The 19,655-nt window shown below is 58.9% G+C and carries 14 protein-coding genes and 4 pseudogenes; 12 read left to right on the top strand and 6 right to left on the bottom strand.

The annotated features are described in order from the left end of the window. Positions 1–10 precede the first annotated feature (10 nt). From NJT13_RS05380 to NJT13_RS23405, 10 genes and pseudogenes are all read left to right on the top strand, one after another. Positions 11–1,168 (top strand): glycosyltransferase, encoded by a 1,158-nt coding sequence (locus NJT13_RS05380; RefSeq protein WP_254524504.1) that lies wholly within the window; start codon positions 11–13, stop codon positions 1,166–1,168. A 439-nt stretch (positions 1,169–1,607) separates the two neighbouring features. Then, positions 1,608–2,720 (top strand): glycosyltransferase, encoded by a 1,113-nt coding sequence (locus NJT13_RS05375; RefSeq protein WP_254524503.1) that lies wholly within the window; start codon positions 1,608–1,610, stop codon positions 2,718–2,720. 64 nt (positions 2,721–2,784) lie between these two features. After that, entirely contained in the window at positions 2,785–4,164 is a 1,380-nt protein-coding gene (locus NJT13_RS05370) for a sulfatase (protein ID WP_254524502.1), read from the top strand. A gap of 75 nt (positions 4,165–4,239) precedes the next feature. Continuing rightward, positions 4,240–5,148 carry an alkaline phosphatase family protein gene (locus tag NJT13_RS05365; RefSeq protein WP_254524501.1) on the top strand — a complete coding sequence of 303 codons (909 nt, stop codon included), beginning with the start codon at positions 4,240–4,242 and terminating at the stop codon, positions 5,146–5,148. After that, positions 5,148–6,071 (top strand): alkaline phosphatase family protein, encoded by a 924-nt coding sequence (locus tag NJT13_RS05360; RefSeq protein WP_254524500.1) that lies wholly within the window; start codon positions 5,148–5,150, stop codon positions 6,069–6,071. The genes NJT13_RS05365 and NJT13_RS05360 overlap by 1 nt, the downstream gene beginning before the upstream one ends. Further along, positions 6,071–7,096, top strand: a complete 1,026-nt coding sequence (locus tag NJT13_RS05355; protein ID WP_254524499.1) for a glycosyltransferase family 4 protein — start codon at positions 6,071–6,073, stop codon at positions 7,094–7,096. Before NJT13_RS05360 ends, NJT13_RS05355 begins: the two co-directional genes overlap by 1 nt. Next, positions 7,086–8,015, top strand: coding sequence for an LTA synthase family protein (locus NJT13_RS05350; RefSeq protein WP_254524498.1), 930 nt, complete (start codon positions 7,086–7,088; stop codon positions 8,013–8,015). Before NJT13_RS05355 ends, NJT13_RS05350 begins: the two co-directional genes overlap by 11 nt. Positions 8,016–8,293: 278 nt before the next feature. Further along, positions 8,294–9,709, top strand: a complete 1,416-nt coding sequence (locus tag NJT13_RS05345; protein WP_254524497.1) for a lipopolysaccharide biosynthesis protein — start codon at positions 8,294–8,296, stop codon at positions 9,707–9,709. Positions 9,710–9,925: 216 nt separating this feature from the next. Beyond that, positions 9,926–10,414 (top strand): annotated as a pseudogene (locus tag NJT13_RS05340) (winged helix-turn-helix domain-containing protein); the annotation flags it as partial. A gap of 38 nt (positions 10,415–10,452) precedes the next feature. Beyond that, positions 10,453–10,865: pseudogene (locus tag NJT13_RS23405) on the top strand (toxin-antitoxin system TumE family protein). A 463-nt stretch (positions 10,866–11,328) separates the two neighbouring features. On the opposite strand, the gene NJT13_RS05335 reads toward NJT13_RS23405, so the two are convergent. Both NJT13_RS05335 and NJT13_RS05330 read right to left on the bottom strand, forming a co-directional pair. Continuing rightward, positions 11,329–12,864 carry a hypothetical protein gene (locus NJT13_RS05335; protein WP_254524495.1) on the bottom strand — a complete coding sequence of 512 codons (1,536 nt, stop codon included), beginning with the start codon at positions 12,862–12,864 and terminating at the stop codon, positions 11,329–11,331. 122 nt (positions 12,865–12,986) lie between these two features. Then, a pseudogene (locus tag NJT13_RS05330) lies at positions 12,987–13,153 on the bottom strand (ISH6 family transposase); the annotation flags it as partial. 78 nt (positions 13,154–13,231) lie between these two features. On the opposite strand from NJT13_RS05330, the pseudogene NJT13_RS05325 reads away from it, so the two are divergent. Next, a pseudogene (locus NJT13_RS05325) lies at positions 13,232–13,387 on the top strand (ISH3 family transposase); the annotation flags it as partial. A 344-nt stretch (positions 13,388–13,731) separates the two neighbouring features. Here the strand turns inward: NJT13_RS05325 and NJT13_RS05320 are convergent. Together NJT13_RS05320 and NJT13_RS05315 are read right to left on the bottom strand one after the other, a co-directional pair. After that, entirely contained in the window at positions 13,732–14,166 is a 435-nt protein-coding gene (locus NJT13_RS05320) for a toxin-antitoxin system TumE family protein (RefSeq protein ID WP_254524494.1), read from the bottom strand. Then, positions 14,163–14,738 (bottom strand): DUF7342 family protein, encoded by a 576-nt coding sequence (locus NJT13_RS05315; RefSeq protein ID WP_254524493.1) that lies wholly within the window; start codon positions 14,736–14,738, stop codon positions 14,163–14,165. The genes NJT13_RS05320 and NJT13_RS05315 overlap by 4 nt, the downstream gene beginning before the upstream one ends. A 454-nt stretch (positions 14,739–15,192) precedes the next feature. Here NJT13_RS05315 and NJT13_RS05310 point away from each other — a divergent pair, with 454 nt between their 5' ends. Further along, positions 15,193–15,549: a universal stress family protein gene (locus tag NJT13_RS05310; protein ID WP_254524492.1), complete on the top strand. Its 357-nt coding sequence runs from the start codon at positions 15,193–15,195 to the stop codon at positions 15,547–15,549. Between the two features lie 1,971 nt (positions 15,550–17,520). On the opposite strand, the gene NJT13_RS05300 is transcribed toward NJT13_RS05310, so the two are convergent. Beyond that, positions 17,521–19,128 carry a class I adenylate-forming enzyme family protein gene (locus NJT13_RS05300; RefSeq protein WP_254524491.1) on the bottom strand — a complete coding sequence of 536 codons (1,608 nt, stop codon included), beginning with the start codon at positions 19,126–19,128 and terminating at the stop codon, positions 17,521–17,523. A 7-nt stretch (positions 19,129–19,135) separates the two neighbouring features. Then, on the bottom strand, positions 19,136–19,651 hold the full coding sequence (locus tag NJT13_RS05295; protein ID WP_254524490.1) for an acetone carboxylase subunit gamma: 516 nt from the start codon (positions 19,649–19,651) through the stop codon (positions 19,136–19,138). Positions 19,652–19,655: the final 4 nt, after the last annotated feature.

Raw genomic sequence — 19,655 nt, 5'->3', positions numbered from 1 at the left:
AGGACCCTCCATGCGAAAACTCGTTCGGCGTCTCTTCGGTGCCATAGTGGCGCTCTTGTCTTTCACAGGACTCCCCTATGCAGTCTACCTACTCCTTGTTAAAGTATGGAACCCGCACGGATCGCCCGCCGATAAGCGTCCTGCTGAACCGGAGGTGAGCATCGTCTTGCCAACGTATAACGAGGAACGGATTATCGAGAACAAACTCCGCGATATTCTTTCACTCGACTATCCGATGGAGAAGGTTGAGGTAGTGATCGTCGATTCTAGCGATGACGAGACGCGCGAAATCATCCGAAATTTCTTCGCGGATCGTCAACATCCCGAACTGACCTTACTCGAAGAGGACGAACGCCGTGGACTCGCCCCTGCATTAAATGATGCATACGCTGCTGCCGAGAACGAGATGGTTGTAAAAACCGACTGTGACTCGGAAGTAGCCGCTGATGCTCTCCGTGAGGCCGCTGCGAACCTCGCCGATCCTGATATTGGTGCGGTGACAGGCCGGAACGTCGATGTTCTTGGGGGAAGCAATGTCGAAGAAGGATACCGGAACGTACAGGCGACGATCCAGACCCTCGAGTCTCATTTAGATTCCACGTTCATCTTTCATGGGCCATTTTCGGCGTTCGAGAACGACGAAATCGTTCAGATTGATCCAAACTCGATCGCCGACGATACTGAACTCGCGCTGAAGATCCGAAAGAATGGTAAGCGCGTCGTGTTTGATCCGGATGTACGATACAAGGAAGCGTCACACTCTGCATTCGGTAAGCGTCGTACACAGAAGGACCGCCGTGCGATGGGACTAATTCGGTTACTGCTTCAACAGCAAGATATGTTGGGGAATTACGGCCTGTACGGTGGTGTCGTACTGCCGTTTAACTGGTGGTTCATGCTTATCTCGCCGTTGCTTTTAGCCTCGGCTATTGGTCTACTGACTCTTCTCGGCATGCTCGTTGCAGGGCCACTCGGCCTGACTGTGCCGGCGGTGGTTGGAGTGTTTACGCTGTTAGGATCGCGAGAACGACTCGGACTCCTACAGTCGGTGTATGCGGTGTTCGACACGCAAGTATCGCTACTCTTTGCGGCGGTGAAGTTGGTACGTGGAGGCGGGTCGGCCGTGTGGGACATAGACGAGGAACTGCGAGACGTGTACGAGCAATAATCCAGTGAAAGACCAATGAAAAGAAAGGCGGCACTCCATTCAGACTTCCTCAAACGACAGCTCCAGAAAGACCGCGGCGGGCTGGGCCTCGTTCGTCCGCAGCCGAGTATCACAGCACACTCAGAGAATATGGGAACTATCGGAGGCCAGTCCTGCCATTCAACTGGTGAATCAGGTTACTCTCACCGTGGTTTGTCACGCTCGGCGTGCTGGCCGTGATTATGGCCGGAGCGGCTATCACCAGTCTCGCTGGACTCGATATCCCGGTATCACTCGCCGAGTTTGTCTGGTTAGGCCGAAACGATCTAATCGGCCTCCGGCAAGCGCACTACCCGGTTTTTGACTCGGCGGTGGCGCCCCTTCACGCCATGACCGAACGCCTTCGTGGCGAGGGCCACGGCACATGGGAGGCTACCAAGGAGTTATGGAGGACCGTTGCGTGACAGCCGACGAGCGAATTGCGGTCATCCATGATGGGTGCAAGGAGACGCCCGGTGGGGCCGCCAAGGTGAGCGTCGAACTCGCGCAGGTGCTCGACGCCGATCTATACGTCGGCCGCACGGGGTGTCGGGACTGGTACGCCGAGCACGCGCCACGTGAAGTAACCGTCTATTCGCCGCGCTCGAACCGACTCCCCGCACTCCTACGGGACGCCAACGTCGCGTACCAAACCGGGAAGCTCCACCTGCCAGCGTACGATACAGTCGTTACTAGCGGCGTCCCCGCGAAGTTCTATCAGCCCGAATCGTTCCAACGTCACGTCCACTACACCCACCACCCGCCACTGTGGTACGCTCAGTGGCTCGGACGAGACTCGCTGAACGGAATTCGGGGCAATCTCCGATACGCCACGCGAAAATTCGGAATGTACGTCGATTGGCTGGAGATGCAACGAGTCGAGACTGTACTGGCGAACAGTGAGACTACCCGGTCCCGGATTTGCCGCCACTATCGCCGGGACGCCACCGTGGTCAATCCACCAATTGCGTACTCTGACGACCCGGTCCTGTCGAGCGACGAGCGTGATGACTACTTTCTCTATGCAGGCCGACTCGGAGAGCGCAAACGTCTGGAAACGCTTATCGAGGCACTCGCACAGACCGACCAACGGCTGGTCGTCGCTGGCGATGGGCCGCTCCGGAGCAATCTGACCTCACTGGCCAATGCTCGTGGTGCCGACGTGGAGTTCCGCGGATTCGTCGACGAGGACGTACTGGAGGATCTTATGCGCTGTGCACAATGCGGCGTGTTTGTCCCCGAGGAAGAGGACTTCGGGATGGCCATCGCGGAACTGCTCTGCTGGGGTACCCCACTCATCGTCGCCGACGAGCCGAACCCTACGTGCATGGTCGGCAACACCGATGGAGTTCGAGTCGACCCAACAACGGACGCAATCGCTCAAGCGGTCGCAACGTTCGATAGAGCAGATTACGATTACACCGACATCGCCGAGCGAGCGCGCGACCGATACGGCCGGGAGCGCTTCTCCGACGAAGTACGCCGAGTTCTCTTCGATGACGGTTGCGACCCGAACGAATGGCCAAACGAATGATTTACCACCGTCACACGGAACGGATGCATACGAATTCCCGTCTCCTTCCCACTCGGAGGTCAGAATGAACGACTCGAATATCATTATCCTGTCCGGAGACAGCTTACGATACGACCGTGCGATGGACGACAACGTGATGCCCTATCTCGCCTCGACCGCCGAAACAGCCACAAACTTCCAGAATGCCGTCTCGAACGCCGGGTTTACACCAGGATCATTTCCTTCCCTGATGGCGTCGCGATACCCGAGTAGCATCGACGGTGTGGGCATCCCCGAGGATGGTGGCGTCACCACGCTCGCCGAGGAACTCTCGCAGGCAGGCTACGACTGCGGCGTCTGGTCGGACAACAAGTTCGTTGGGGCCGATTACAATTACGACCGCGGATACGGAACTGGACAGAGTTACGAGGACAATCTCCGGGACAACGTCCGGAAGTATGTGGACGAGGACGGACTCCTCTTCGAATTACTGGAGAAGGGCTACATGCATGTCTGGCAACGGGTCAAGAACGCGCTCACGGAATCTCACTACTACGCCACGGCCGAAGAGATAAACAAGCGGGCGAAGACGTGGCTCGCCGACAAAGATCCTGAGGAGGACTCAGTCCACCTATGGCTCCACTACATGGACAGCCACCACCCCTACGAACCGCCCGCCGACTGGATGCCCGACGATCTCGAAGTCGTCTCCAACCGGACTGAGGCGAATAACGTCACGCGGAGGGTGTGCCAGGACGATGGTGTGGGCTGTTCTGACGCCGAGGTTCGGGATGCAGTTCGGCTCTATGACGCAGAGTGTCAGTATCTCGATAGCCAGATTGAAGCGTTCGTCGAGAACTTCCTCGAACCGAATGGATGGTTCACCGACGACGACGTACTCGTCGTGACCAGCGATCACGGCGAGATCATCGAAGAATACGATGAGTGGGGCGAGTTCGGCCATGGCAACTTCTTCAACGAGGAATGTACCCGAATTCCGTTGGTGATCGACGCGCCCAGCCTCGATTCGACGACCGTCGATTCGCAGGTTTCGCTCATCGACCTCATGCCGACACTCCTCGACCTCGTGGGCGTCGAAGTCTCGGCCAACGAGTTGGTGATGGGCGAGTCGCTGATCAACGTCGTCGCCGGTGACGAACGCCGCGAGACCATCTTCTACGATGGGACACTTGGATTCCACGGCGCTCGCAGCGAGGATGGCGTAAAGCGTTTCAATACCGAGTACGCCGGCGAGGATACCTACCTCGACACCGAGTTCGAGGCGGCGCTCGACGGTGATTACGACGAGACGCTCGTCAAGGGCGGTCTAGACCATGATAGACTAGGTGCCTTCGTCACGGAGCGACTCGACGAGTGTGCGACCCTCTCGGACGAGAGTACGGCCATCGACCCCGACAGCGTACAGGTCAAACAGCACATGAAGGACCTGGGGTACCTGAAGTAGTCGTCCCGAACGACTACGGTCATGGGGGAGCAAATATATATATATATATCAGTCATTACGAAACCCAGCGCAACGATGACCTTTGCCGAATGGATGTCGGACACGAAACGCCGTATTAGTGAAAACGGAGGAGACGGCGTTAAACGTTCGGTGCATGAACTCTACGTTGGTGCCCTCCGCCGCGTCGATAGATTTCACAACTTCGGAGTCCCGATATACGAACGCGATTGGGACCTGTTGGTGGTTCTTGACGCCTGCCGCGCTGACCTTATGGCCGAGGTTGCGGGCGAGTACGATTTCGTGGATACCGAACGCACGACCTCGCTAGCCGGGGGATCGAAGCGCTGGATGAAGCGCAACTTCGTGGAGAACCCTCACTCCAAGATTCGAAACACGGTGTACGTAACCGGAAACCCGTTCTCCGACGAAATGCTGTCCCACCAGCCATTCCGCAATATGGAGGAGGTCTGGAAGTATGCGTGGGACGAGGAGCTAAACACGGTGCCCGCGAGGGCGGTGACCGACGTGACCGTCCAACAGGCTCGCAAGTACGATCACGACAGTCTCATCGCCCACTACATGCAGCCTCATCACCCATTCGTTCCAACCCCACTCGATTCTGGAATGAACCGCCACGACCTCAAGAATCCCGACCGCCCCGTCTGGGACAAGTTGCGCGACGGTGAGATTGACCCCCAGGCCGCGTGGGACGCCTATCGGGAGAACCTCCAGTACGTACTCGACGATGTGGAACTTCTGCTGGCGAACGTGGACGCCGACCGCGCCATCATCACCGCCGACCATGGCAACGCCTTCGGCGAGTGGGGGATGTGGGGCCACGGCGACATCCCTCTCTCGGCGGTTCGGGACGTGCCATGGTGTGTGACGACTGCGACCGACACCGGTGAACACGACCCGGATATCGTCCCCGAGCGAGACAAGGTCGCAGTGAGTGACAAACTTAGAGACCTCGGTTACCTATAATGTCGCTGCGAGATTGGCTGCGCGAGTCCACGGACGACGTTCGCGAGCGAGGGTGGGATGGCCTCGGGGAGTCGGCCTACCAATTGTACCTCGGCGCGTGGAAGCGGACCGAGTGGGTATACGACTACGGCCAGCACGTCTACGACGAGGAGTGGGACCTGCTGGTGGTTCTCGACGCCTGCCGGTACGACCTCGCCACCGAAGTCGAGGATGAGTACGACTGGCTGAGCGTCGAGTCCAGCTACTCCGTTGGCGGTGCCTCCCGCGAGTGGATTCGGAAGACATTCGGTGACGGCTACCGAGACGAGGTAGCCCGGACGGCGTACGTGACCGGTAACCCCTTCTCGGACAATCTCCTCAGCGGAGCCGAGTTCGCTCTCCTCGACGAGGTGTGGGAGCGTGACTGGGACTACGAGGCGGGGACAATACGGCCGAATACGCTGACGGATCGGGCCATTCACCACCACCGCGAGCGCGACCCCGAACGGATGGTCGTTCACTACATGCAACCCCACCACCCATTCGTCGCTGACCCGCTCGATGGAGGGCCAAGCAAAAACAACCCCGGCGAGCCGGGCAAGAACGTCTGGCAGCGGATTCGGGAGGGTGAGGTGGGTCCAGACGCCGCGTGGGACGCCTACCGGGAGAACCTCCGATACGTCCTTGACGACGTGGAGCGACTGCTCGAAAACGTGGACGCCCCCGAGGTCGTGATTACCTCGGATCATGGGAACCTATTCGGCGAGTGGTTCCTCTACGGCCACGAGAACGGGGTCCTCGCGCCCGCACTCCGACGCGTGCCGTGGTGTCGGACGAGCGCGACCGATACCGGGTCGGTCACCCCCACGTTCGACGAGAGCGAACCGACCAACGCCGACGACGAAAGCGTTCAGAAACGCCTCGCAGAACTCGGGTACCTGTGATGACAGTACACATCTTCGCCCCGCCGAGGTCACACGGCGGTGTCGGCGCGTACACCGACGATTTCCTCGCTCACGTCGACGCGGACGTGCGTAGGATACCGGTCAATCGGGAGTGGTTGAACCCGCTTCGCTACCTCCGGGCGGCCATCGGAGCGAGGCACGCGTCGGCGGCGCACGTCCAGTACGTATACGGGATGTTCGGACCGAAGGGCGCGTTCACGCTGTTCTTCCTGCCGCTGGTCTTTGCGTTCACTCGCGGTCCAACAATCGTGACCGTCCACGAGGTCTGGCAGCGCACGGACGCGGACGAAAGCCGACTCAAGTATGCGTACCTCCGACTCGTCCACGAAACGCTGGTCCGATGTACCGACCAGCTGTTGTTCCTCTCGGCCAATGCCGAGCGTGACTTTCTCGCTAGCGTCACAAGGGCCGACACGCGAATCATGCCTCACGGCGTCAGGACGGAGCGCAGGGACCTCTCCCCGGAAGCCGCCAAGGAGTCGTTCGGCTACGACCCCGACGACACCGTAATAACCCACCACGGATTCCTCGCCCACCGGAAGGGGTGTGATCGGTTCGTCGATCTCGCCGAAGCCATGCCTGACTACGAGTTCCTCCTCGCAGGTGGGAGTCGACGCGAGAACCTCGAAGATCGCCTCCACGAACGCGCGCCAGCTAACCTCCGGATAACGGGCGTCCTTGGCGACAAAAAGTTCGAAGCATCGTTTGCCGCCAGCGATCTCGCAGTACTCCCGTACCGCGACATCAATCAGAGCGGGACGTTTAATCGGTGTGCGACCTACCAGCTCCCTGTGGTCGGCACGCGAATTCCGTACTTCGAGCGGTTGGCGAACGAGTACGGTTGCGTCGCACTCACCGACGCCGACGGCCTCGAGGAGACGGTTCGGGCAATTCTCGAAGACGATGAGCGACGACGGCGACTCGCCGAGCGGATGACCGAGTACAGGAACGAAAACTCGTTTACTGCTGTTGCAGCCGAGATGGAAGCGATGTATGACGCTTAGCGATTGGTATCAGGACACGGTAACGCGCGTGAAACAGGACGGGTTTGTCGGTATCCGAGAGTCGGCGTACCAACTGTACCTCGGTGCGCTCCGCCAGATGGACGGGATGTGCGAGTACGGAACCCCCATCTTCGATCGCGAGTGGGACGTGCTCGTGATACTCGACGCCTGTCGGGCAGACATGATGCGAGACGTCGCCGTCGAGTACGGTCTCGACGGGGAGGCGATCTACTCGAACGCCTCGTACTCGAAGTCGTGGATGGACCGCAACTTCGCTCCGCAGTACGACGACCAGAAGCGCCGTACCGCGTACGTCACGGGGAATCCGTTCTCGTCAGAGACGGTCCAAGACGACGAGTTCGCCGCGCTTCGGGAGGCGTGGCGGTACAGCTGGGATGCCGAGATCGGCACGATCCACCCCCGGCCAATAACCGATCACGCCGTCGAGGTCTGGCGGACGGTCGCGCCCGACAGGATGATCGTCCACTATATGCAACCCCACGGCCCGTTCGTCTCGAAACCGGACCTCGCGGCTGGATTCGACGACGCAGATACGTTCGCCAACCGCGAGGAACGCGGTATCTGGGAGCGGATCCGCCACGGCGACGTGGACAAAGCGACCGCCCAAACGGCCTACCTCGATAACCTGCGGTATGTGCTTGACGAGGTCACTGAGACACTACTGAGGAGTATCGACGCTGACCACGTCGTACTCACCGCCGACCACGCCAACGCACTCGGCGAGTGGGGAATCTGGGGCCACCCTCCGAACATCCCGATTCCAGCGATACGCCGCGTCCCGTGGTACGTCACATCGGCCGCCGATGCCGGAGACTATGACCCAGACCCGCAGATGGGCGAGGTTGAGACGAACGACGAAGCGGTCATCGAACGGCTTAGAAATCTCGGGTACGTCTGATCCGACGTGCCGTGCAGTACCCTTATTGCCAACGGTCACGGGCCAAGCATCTCCAATGCCTCATGGTACTTCGTAGCGATGTGTCCGGACGCATATCCATCGCGACCGACGGCGGCTGTGTCGCCAGTTCGAAGTAAGTCTCGAACGCACGACGGGATTCGAGGGACGAGGACACATTTCACGTATATTTGATATTTAGAGCTACAGAACAAAGTAACTAACCTCCTCGGGGAAGTGCTCCCGGCCGAATAGAAATGTCGGACGACGGCGCGGGCAGTATGAGTCTCGGACTTGAGACATTGAAGGGCGTCTCCGGGAAGATGGTACAGGCAGTACTGGGATTTGTCGGGACAGTCGTCTTCGCGCGCGTCCTCGGCCCAGCAGATCTCGGCGGATTCTACCTGCTTCTCACCCTCGTTCAGGTGACTGACCGCCCGCTGGCGGGAATTGGCGTCGCGGCCAAAAAGCGGTTCTCCGAGGCCGACGCGCGGAAAGGTGAAATCCTCGGCAGTCTCCTGCTCGCGAACTTGCTGGCCATCGGCACCATCACGGTCGGCATCGCGGTCGCGGGTAACTGGCTTGGGGGGTTCACCGGCTTTGACGCCGCAGGACCACTGTTCATGATCCTCTTTACCACGCTAGTGTTCTTCCATCCCTTCCAGCAGCTACTGGTAGCTGACGGTTACCTCGGCCTTGAAACGTGGAACGACACTCTCCGGTCGGTGCTGACACTCGGCCTCCAGCTCGGATTCGTCGCAGCGGGATTTGGCGCGGCCGGGATGGGATATGGGCTGGCGGCTGCGACCTTGCTCACAGTTCCGGTCATTCACTACTTCCTCCGGGTTAAGCCGGTTGTCCCCTCGGTGGAGACGCTCGGATCGCTGTGGGAGTACGCCCGATATAGCATCGTCGCCCGATTTATCGGGAAGACGTTCAAACGACTTGATCTCCTCGTTCTGGGGTGGCTTACGACGACTACTGCAGTCGGCTACTACGAAGCAGCGTTCAAGCTCACCGTTCCGGCTATGTTCGTCTCGTACGTCGCGGGATCGGGGCTGATGGCCAAGGTGAGCAACCTCGAAAGCCGTGGCGAGGCGGTCGCGACGGATATCACTAACACCGTCTCGTTCGCCAGCATCCTCGCGGTACCGATGTTCTTCGGCGCGCTCGCGCTCTCCGAGGGACTCATTGTCACAGCGTTTGGCGCGGAGTACCGACCAGGTGCAATTCTGCTAGTCGGCCTCGCGTTGTATCAGCTCCTCGCCACCCAGTCGAACCCATACCGACAGGGACTCGACGGACTCGACCTCCCGAAACTTGGGATGATGATCGATCTAACCACACTGGCGCTCAACCTCGTAGTCGGAGTCGCACTAACGCTTCAATACGGTCCTATTGGCGTCGTCATCGCTACGGTACTTGCCGAGTCTACGCGATACGTCCTCTGTGCGCTCTCGCTGAACCGCCGAGTTCCGGAGGTGTCGCTGTTCCCGCGGCTCCTCTTCGAACAGGTGTTCGCCGGGGCCGCGATGTTCGCCGTCGTCACGCTCGTACGCATGAACGTGCAGGTGGACTCGTGGTTCGTACTCGGGTCGCTCGTTGCGGTGGGCGCAGCCACGTATGGAGTCGTCCTCCTCGTACTAAGCGATCAGTTGCGGCTCACTCTCAGTTCGGTGCTCTCGGAGGCAACGTGACCCTGCAGGTGTCTCGCTGTTCGAATTTTCACGTCGTATCGAAGGCGGTCTACGAAACACCCCGTGTACTAGACTCGGGGGATCACCGGTAGCATTCGCAGCAGGCACGCTCAATTATGGAGGAAAATTCACACACGATCTGAACGGGCAAGTAGCTCGCTGAGGAAAAATAATTTCTTGAAGAAATTATTTTTCCTCAATATCGTAGTCCGAGGTATGCCGAACGAGACGGACGCAGACATCAACGAGCACGTTAAATCGGAGTGGAAAGCAGAGACGACTCCGTTCGAACGCGTCTATGAGATCGTCGAACAGACTCACGATGGTCAGTCCGCAGCCGAGATCGCCGAGCGAGCGCTCGTCAGTGAGCCCACTGCTCGGCGGCACTGCAACACACTCGTGAAGACGGGGTTCGCCGAAACCAAGCAGAATGGACGGACGACGGTCTACAAACGAAATTCCGATCGCGAACTTCGAAGGGAAACGACGCGTGAGGACCTCCTCGACGGAATCAAACGAATGAAACGGGAGATTCGCAGTTTCGAAGACAAATACGACGTCCTCTCCCCCGAGGAGCTCACGCGCGAACTCGATGCCGATGATGCCCAGGGGTGGGAGGACCTCTCTACGTGGAAGACGACGCGCCTGAACTTGGCCGTCGCACAGGCTGCACTGGCCTATGGTGAAGCGAGCCAGCAACTCGCGGCACGACGAGGACGGACCGGGCCGGCGAATTCGGGCCAATCTATCTTCCGGCACTCGAGCGGATTCGCACCCTCTGGCTCGAGTTGGAACCAGTGACTGAGAAACCGTCTTACGACGACGTCGTCTCTCAGACTGAACTCCGTATCGACCTCTCCGACGGAATTGGTGATGCAGATACTGCCCGGTTCGACGTCCAGTGGAGTGAACTGGACGCGTATTCGTTTCACTACGTCGACAGCAACGACGTGAACTGGCGGTTCGATCGGCATCCGAATCCCACTCGCCGGAGAAACAGTTCCACCCACCGTCTGATGCGACGACTGCTGCCGAACCGTCCTGCATCACCGTCGAAGAGGTATCACTCGTGACGCGCACGGTGCACGCGAGGTGGCGTACGGCATACGAAAACGACAACTCCGGGCGACTGAACCAATTCTCAAATCCGTCATAAAATGGGCTGAACTGTCGTCGGTTTTCTCGTCTGTGACGCTGAAGTGTTTGATCGTCCGGTCGGTGATGCTCAAAAAAGGGATGTACCGCAGTAAAATCCTACAGTGTTACAGCGAGAGCGTCTCGGTGCGTGACCCCGAGGGTGAATCGCGTAATATTTTGTGTTCCGTTCCATCGTCCCGAATCATACAGGTGTGTGGGTTACCGATCGGACTTCGTCGCACCTGTGCATAGGTGCGGAGGAATGTGGCTCTCTCACTAGTCACGTCTTCGGCGTGGTACGACGGACGTGATCGGGTCGTGGTGGAGCGGCCGCCCCTCACGGACACACCCGGTTTTCGGGTGGTACTTCCAGACGACCCACTCGGGACGTCCGGGGGAACTGCATTCGCTTGCGGCCATCTGGCCCGTTTTTAGGCCTGCCGCCAACACAGCGAAGCGATGGGAGGAAGCCCCGTGGTACCTTACGAGTTATTGATCTCGGTGATTTTCACCGCTTCAATACTGAAACCGTACGTTTCGTCGTTGGCAGAGTATTGCCACCCCGTGAGCGTAAAGTCTGCCGTTTCCCCCGGTTCGAGATCGACCGTTTTCTCGTGATATTCACCATCCGGCCCTGTAACAGAGAGACGATACTTCTCAGTGATGTTTTTCACTGTTGCAGACTTGCGGCTCATCTCGGCATCGTATACCGGAGCGTACTCGTTTGACTCTTCAAAGCTGATCGAGTGATCCGTGATCTCGAGTTTTCCTTCGAGTTCGGGGTCCAGATCGAAGTCGGGTTTCAGATCATCGGCGTGCACGAATGCGTCAAAACGCACAAGCTCGGCCCCATATTTCGGTGCTCCCTCATAGCCGTCGAAACTAGTCGAGTACACTCGGCTCTCATTTTCTTCGAGCTGGGCGTACTGTTCACGAAAACCGAGTCTTCCCGTAATGTACTCACTGGTGTCGGAATGGAGCTCCACCTCACTACCGAAGGAGAGATGGTACTTATCAGCACTCGTCTTCTTGAGTTCGACTCGAACTTCACATCCGTCTTGGTCCGGATTACGTCGGACTAGCGCATGATCTCGAACTACTAAGTGCTCTTTAGCGTTCTCGGGGAGAACCACTTCTCCCGCTGCATCGATCTCCTCGTGGTACTCGTTGATCAGGTCGTTTTCTTCGATCTCGTGGTCCGACGTCCCGATCCGAACCAGATAACGCTCAACATCATTCGTACAGGATCCCTCGATCTTCTTGGTATCGACTTTACCTGGCTCGAGGGCAGTGAACCCGAGATCGAGATCATCACTGTTCACGGTGGCACTGATGACGTGATCCTGAGTGACGTTTCTGGCACGGATAGTGATTCGGCATTGACCACTCCCAGGTTCGCCCACCCAACTGAACTCGTGACTGACTTCGAGCTTGTCCTCGAGATTGGGATGGATTTCGACGTCAGCCTTCACCGCGTCGGCGAAGAGGACGACGCTAAAATTCACAATTTCGAACGTGTACTGATCGGCTCCCTCGCAGTCGTCGAAACTAATCGAATAGATTCGGCTCTCCCCCTGTTCGAGATTATCCCCACCTACACTCGGGCCAGAGCGCTCTCCGATCGTCTCACCGTCGTCAGAATAGAGAGTCACCTCGGTCTCAAATGAGACGTGGTACTTGTCGTCGCTGCTCACTCGCTCGAGTTCCACGTGAAACTCACACCCAGTTCCGTTCGAATCGAGTTCGTGATTGAGAACGTCTAGATGCTCTTTAGCTTCCTCGGGAAGGATTATGTCGGGCCGTTCTTTCAGCTTATTGTCCTCATCGTCTTCGGCGTCCGTTCGCTCTTCTTCCTGGGTGTCATTCGCTTTTCTCTCATTATCCTGGTCGGTATCGTTCCCCTGATTATCGAGAGTGTCGTCATTCTCGTTTTCGGCGGCGGTCTCGCGCTCGGAACAGCCAGCGAACGCAGCAGAGAAAGCAAGTCCCGTCCCCGCTAATATCGTTCGTCTATCCATACCAAAAATAGATCACGAAGACTGATAATTATATCGGGTAACTGGTTTCACCGCAATATTGTTTCGTGTTTGACTCTGGTATCCTCAACCGACGCTTCCATCGAAATGGCTGTTTTCGCTGATTACTCGAGCGGTTCGCCGGCGAACGCCGCGGACGACTCGGGATCGGCATACTGCACCAGATTTACCGGGGGAACGACTCTACCCTGGCTTCTGACCATCGCACCAACCGACTCATACACCGCTTCGAAACGTCACCCATGGCTCGTTCGACCAGATTGGGCGTCCATAGACGGTACTTCCCAACCGGTATGAGAACTGGAACTAAAGCGGTGATCTAATGAGGAAGATGTCTGGTTGAGTGAATGTGTTCAAGATCCCTCGCCCGGACGATGTTCTTTCGGGCTCAGACGTGAAGGACGTAGCGGAAGACGTAATCTACCAGCTCCCCTTGCCAGGTATCGAGGGGTGAACCCTCGATCCCGGCGAAATCGGGGCGGTTGTCATTCTTGCAGCCGTCAATTAGACCTCCATCTGGGAGACGTGCAAGGAGCGTATTCTGCGTGATCCCTGCGTCTCGTGGCATATATCGAACATGAAGCGGGTTTCGACTGGATAACAGGGCTATCACTCGTCGTTTGCGTGTTCCCACACCTCGCCGAGATCGACACTCGGCGAGGATCGCAGTTACGACGTCGAAGAAGTCGTCCGGAAATGCTTCGTCGACTGCATCTCCTGTCCGAGCCAGTGGAGGTTGGTGAAAATGGTCTCGCGTGGTACGTGGAACAGTAAGCAGCCCGATAGAGGGTATATCTCGACAGCACAACGTGAGTGTACCCATCCGGAGAATTCGGGAACTGTATCGACTCACGCTGACCAGAATCCACGCTGGCGTTCTTCGATTTCCACGAGCGCCATGGAAAGGACGTCACGCCAGTCTGCCGGATGTGACGCATCTTCGCCCGGCGTGAGCGCATCGGGCCCGGGATGAATGTGATCCCGCGTATTGTGGTCCGACGGGTGTCGATCCCACCGGTGATCGAACGTCTCAGTGTCTTGCTCTTCGTGATAGTGCAGTGTGAAATCGCCGTTTTCGAACCAGACGATCTCTAACTGAGCCGTTCGAATATTGTTCGGATAGAAGCGGTTGTCGTAAACACACACCAGACGATTCGGTGCAAATTCGGAGTGCTCGTCGATTCGAACGAACCGCTCGTCTCTAGAGAGTCGTCCTCTGATGATGTCGAGCCGATCGAAATCGATGGGCGCACCGCTCACACCGTCGTCTTCTCCGCGAGTCATACGGCAGTTCGTTGATCCGCAGCATCGCCTGACTCAGTCGTCAGCGCTCTTTCGAGCAGTGTGATTCGGCGGCGGGCTGTTTTCCACGCGGAAACGTCCTCCCACACCTCCTCTACCGACCGATCCGATGCAGATGCGTGGGCCGTGATAGAGACGGCATCGGGAGATCCGACATCGAACTGATCGGTGAACCCCTCTTCGCGCTCCGTTTCTCTTTTCAGGAGGACAAGGAGCTCGTCTGACGTGTATTCGTCTTTCAGTCGCTGGACGCGACGCCAGTTCAGATACTCCTGATTGCGCTGGTACGTCGCTGGCGATTCGGTAACTAGCGTGACGATCCCCAACTGCTCGAACCACTCGAGGTACTCCCGTGCAGCATCCACGCCGCGGCCCGCGAGGTCGGCAACTTCACTCGCCGTTGCCGGGCTATCTAACCCGAGGGCGGCATCGAAAAAGTCGTCGCGTGTCCGTTCACCGCGAACGACCTCTTCAGCCGACGTCAACGCGTCGAAATCCGGCGGCTCTCCCGGTTCGTCTGCATCTGCCTCGAGCTCGTCCTGCGGTTCGTCCATGAGTGTTTCATCGCCCCAAAGCGGAATAAATCTTTGCAACTACGTATTATTCCCCCATCAGATGCGGCTTGCTGCTGTTTCGGATCACCGACTCGAGGAAATATCACACGTTCTCTGCCCCTTCTTTCATCATATGTGCGCCTGCAGATTCCCTTAACCAGCGATGAATGTCGATTTTCCCGTTTCTCAGTCGGAATAGGGGTGACGTATTTCGCGTCTTCGCCGCGACAAAGATCGGTAATCAGGTACCGTCGCTCACTACTCGATTGTGAGAGAACAGCGCGAAACGAATCGTCGTGAAATAGCAGACTGCCGACCCCCCAGAGACATGCACGGCGTCGTCAATGTCGTTCCACTTGTCAGAAGTCGGATTTATGTGCGAGCCAAACCTAGTAGTCGTGTGACTGGAGCCACACTGTTAGTGCCGATTCGCTATCCACTGAAAGCGTCCAGTGTGCGTACTCTCGATCACGCCATCGCTCGCGCCGATCAGTTCGATGACGCCCAGCTCGTCATCGTTCACGTGAATTTGCTCCACACCGGCAAGGAGGAAATCGATCGAACGCAACTCCGCTGTGCTCTCGACGAAGAAGTAGGACTCCCCGACAATACGAACTGCTACGTCCGCGATGCGTACCTGATCGAAAAGGCGATTCTCGGTGAGGCAGACCTGCAGAACGCGGACTACGTCATCATCGGCGAATCGACGCAGTCGCGTTGGCGTCAACTTCTCGCCGCCCGATTCGATATCGGCACCGATCTCGAGTCCGCCCTCTCACACCAGTTGGACGGCGATCTAATCGTCGTATAGATCCGAAAACTCTCGTCTGTATTTCCACCGCATTTCGCTATTGGATCGGTCCATACCGTGACTGGATAAGTCGAGAACTTTTGAGGCCGGTCGGACCACCTCGTCGTCGGTGAACATAGCGGGTTCCAGGTCGTCCCTGCCTTTTCTCGATCCCATTCAGTACGCAGCGAGCCTGCTGGGCCGCGGCGTGAAGTACCACGGGGGCAAGTGGTTCGATAGGCCAGTGACCGTTCGTCACCGAGCGGATCGAAGCTCCGCGAGGTCAGCGAACCCAACGGTTTCGCCAGATCACGAGCGAGCGTAGCTCTTTCGGGCGATCCCGGGGCACTCTCGCCGTAGGACTGTCGATCGTCATTTGTACGCAGTCTTCCAATCGGAGACAACAGAGGCCCTTTTTCGGGGGAATAGCTCGCCCCGCTTGCGGCTTCCTCCCGCTGCTCGCTCGCACGCTTCGGAGGCCAGTATTAAGCGCGCTTTCGGTCTTCGCTCGCGCTCAGACGCGAAACGGCTGAAAACTGGATGCACGCTCCGGTTGAACCGACGCGCGGTGCTGGTTGGTTCGGTAGTTGGCGCGTCTCGGTCGCGCCCTGACGGCGCTTGCGAAGGTGCAAGCGAGACGCGTGTGAATGCACCGTCACAGAGGAAGAGAGCCACGGCTGGAGAGTCGTGGTGTCGTGAAAAGACGCCGAGTAAGCGCCTTCGAAACCTCGATCTCGATATCAATTGGGAAGCAAGTAGCAAGGTCGTTTCGGTCGATGAACTGGCATAATGGACGATGCTCGATCGTATCAACGGGATGGTCAAACATCGTGTTCCCGGAGCGCGGTCCGTGGTGGGAGTAACCGACAATCCCTCTTTTGCTGTCGCTCAACCATCCATTTTCGAAGTGATCTTCCGTCCGTCGTGGCTGGACTGGCCGAACCACACGAACTGATGAGACGGGGGCATCTCGAGACACTACTTCGAGCGTGTCGTCGTCACGGACGACTCCCCCCGAACCTTGATCCGCTCGTTGGCGTTGTTTGTCTCTTTGAGCCGGACTCCCAAAGCCTTTCCAGGCACCTGACACTGAACAGTTGGACGGGATAGAGTATCGACGTCGCATATTCGTCCCGAAGCAATTTGGTACTCGTTCACACACGATTTACACGACCGGTCACCGACCGGTCGGCAGGGAATAACAGGGCCACGAAAGGCCTGCGTATCCCCACCCTGCCGGAATCGAAATTTACGGGCGCTCGTGTGAAGCACGTTCGGTGAGACCCTGTTGCTGCTGGGGGAAAGCCGTCCTCAGCCACCACAGTCGTCAGGACAGTTGGTACTGGGCGATCTCGTCGGACCCGCAGTGAGGGCAAGAACGTATCCCTTCGTCTACGGAGGTTCCACAGTGCCGGCACTCGTGTACGAGTGCGTCCTCACTCAGAAGCCCCGTAAATCGGGCAATCAGTCCGTACATATTGTGTGATCGGTTTTCTGTCCCTGGGGTAGGGGAAGTGGTGTGTCGGGGGAGTGCGTGATGGACCGAAGCGATCCCACGAGTTGCTCCCTCTCCTACCGATGTAGGACCGGGTTTCGTATATAATCGAGCCAACCGGAGTGAAACTGAAACTGTCGACATCCACACTGTCTGAACGGAGGGGAATTCCCCGGCACGAGGGGCCTGGCCTGCTGATCTGACCGATGTGGTTTCGGCCCCGCTCTGCAAGCGTCGTCTGTGTGGGTTTCGATCTCAGCTCGCGGTGGGCCGCGGCACTCTCGAGGTGTCCCTCTCCAGTGACGAGTCGTCCCGCTCCGGTTTCCACGGAACGCGCTCTCTCGACGGGTCTCCGCGATCGGCGATATCCGAAACTGCGTCGATGTCCGCTCGATACTCTGTGACCCAACGCTCGTTGTCGGGGAAGCGATCCCCGCCGTCGTGGTTTCGGATACTCCGTCGCCGTCGGCGAGGGGGCCGAGCACCGAGCGGGGTACTCAGCCGACGGCCCGATCCTCGTCTTCCCAGTACGGTTCCCGAAGGGCCTTCTTGTCCATCTTCCCGTACGGGGTTTTGGGAATCTCGTCGCGAAACTCGACGGACTTAGGTTTCTTGTAGTCAGCGAGGCGCTCGTCGGCGAACGACAGGATGTCGTCTTCGGTGGGGGAGACGTCGTCGCGGGGGACCGCAATGGCCACGACCGCTTCGCCCCAGTCGTCGTCTGGGACGCCGATCACCGCGACCTCCCTGATACCGTCGTGCTCGTCGAGCGCTTCTTCGACTTCCGTCGAGTAGACGTTCATCCCGCCGGAGATGATGAGGTCGCTCGCCCGATCGAGCAGGTAGACGTAGCCGTCCTCGTCGATCCGACCGATGTCACCCGTTCTGACCCAGCCGTCGACGACCGTCTCGGCGGTCGCGTCGGGCCGCTCGTAGTATTCGGCCATCGCGTACGGCGACCTCGCGAGGATTTCGCCGCTTTCCCCGGTATCGACCCGGTCTTCGGGGTCGCCGGTTTCGGCGTCGACGATGCGCACGTCGGCCATCAGACACGGTTTTCCGGCCGACGAGAGCCGCTCGTCGCGATCGGTTTCGACCGCCCGCCGGTGCTCGTCCTTCCCGAACGTCGTGATGAGGTTCGGCACCTCCGTCTGGCCGTAGAACTGCAAGAACACCGGCCCGAACGCCTCGAGTCCGTCGCGGAGCCGAGCGGGGGTCATCGGGGCCGCGCCGTAGACCAGACTCTCGAGCGAGGACGTGTCCGCGGACTCGAGGTCCGGACGATCCAGGACGCGGTAGATCATCGTCGGGACCATGAAGGTCCAGGTCACCCCGTGGCGTTCGATCAACTCGAGGGCGGCGTCCGGATCGAAGCCGGCCCTGATGATCGCGGTCCCCCCGGTCAGCAGGGCGCTCCAGCAGAACATCCCCGCCGAGTGTGGCAGCGGCGTCATCAACAGGAGCGTATCGTCGCCCGTCACGCCGAGTTCCACGATGTGCGCGTAGACGTTCGTCGTGATCCCGTCGTGGGTGTGGACGACGCCCTTCGGCTTGCCGGTGGTGCCGCCGGTGTAGTAGTGACCGGCGACGTCGTCGACGCCGGGTGACTGGTCGGGCGGGTCGGGCTCGTCCCCGTCGAGGTCCTCGAACGGGACGAACCCCTCCGGCGAGGCGTCCTCGATACCGACGACCGTCTCGAGTGTCGGTAACTCCTCTCGAATCGCCGCGATGGTGTCCGTGAACGTTGGCCCGCAGACGACCGTCTCGGCGCCGGAGTCCGAGAGCATGAACTCGAACTCCTCGGCCGTGAGCATGTCGTTTAGCGGGAGCTTCGCGGCCCCCGCTTTGATCACCGCCAGGTCGGCGACGACGTATTCGAGGCGGTTCGACATCACGAGGGCGACCCGATCGCCGACGTCGACACCGCGTTCGACGAGGCCGCGAGCGACGGCGTTGGCTCGCCGATCCAGTTCTCGGTAGGTGAGCGACCGATCGCCGTCGACGACGGCGGTTCGATCCGCGTACTTCCGGAGGCTGGTCTCGAAGGCGTCCTTCAGGGTCGTCCCGGGTTCGGTCGTCCCCGCGACCGTGATTGGTTCGCTCATTGCACCCTCACTGATTCACCTCTGTCGCGTCCGGCGCCGGTTCTCCCAGCCACTCCTCGTAGAAGGCGTCGACGTCGGGATCGAAGGGCTTCAACACCGGATAGCCGGCCGGGACGGCGTCGACGTCCAGCAGCGTGTAACACTCCGGGCAGAAGAACTCCCGAAGCTGGAACGTCCAGTCGGGGTCGGGCGTCATCCACTCGGGGTAGAGATCCCGCATCTCGTCTTCGCTCTCGCGAACGCGGACCTGACACTCGGTCTTCCAGTTGTCCTCGAGCGGGCCGAACTCGTGGCCGCACTCGGCTTTCACGATCCGGCCGTCGTCCGTACCGACGGCGAAGAGGTGGTCGTTCAGCGGAACGAGGATCGGGTCGTCCCAGTCGACGCGGTCCAGGAGGATCTCGCGGGTCACCTCGAACCGCTGGCCGTCCTTCGGGTCCGGAAGGACGTCGTTTCGCAGTTCTTCCCACTGCAGGTCGCCGTCGATGAGCTTCTCGATCTGGTTGCGATCTGTTTCTACCATCAGT

Source organism: Natrinema caseinilyticum (assembly GCF_024227435.1).
In the GTDB taxonomy this organism is placed as follows: domain Archaea; phylum Halobacteriota; class Halobacteria; order Halobacteriales; family Natrialbaceae; genus Natrinema; species Natrinema caseinilyticum.
The sequence above is the reverse complement of the archived record's forward strand: the minus strand, read 5'-3'. Positions and strand labels throughout refer to the sequence as shown.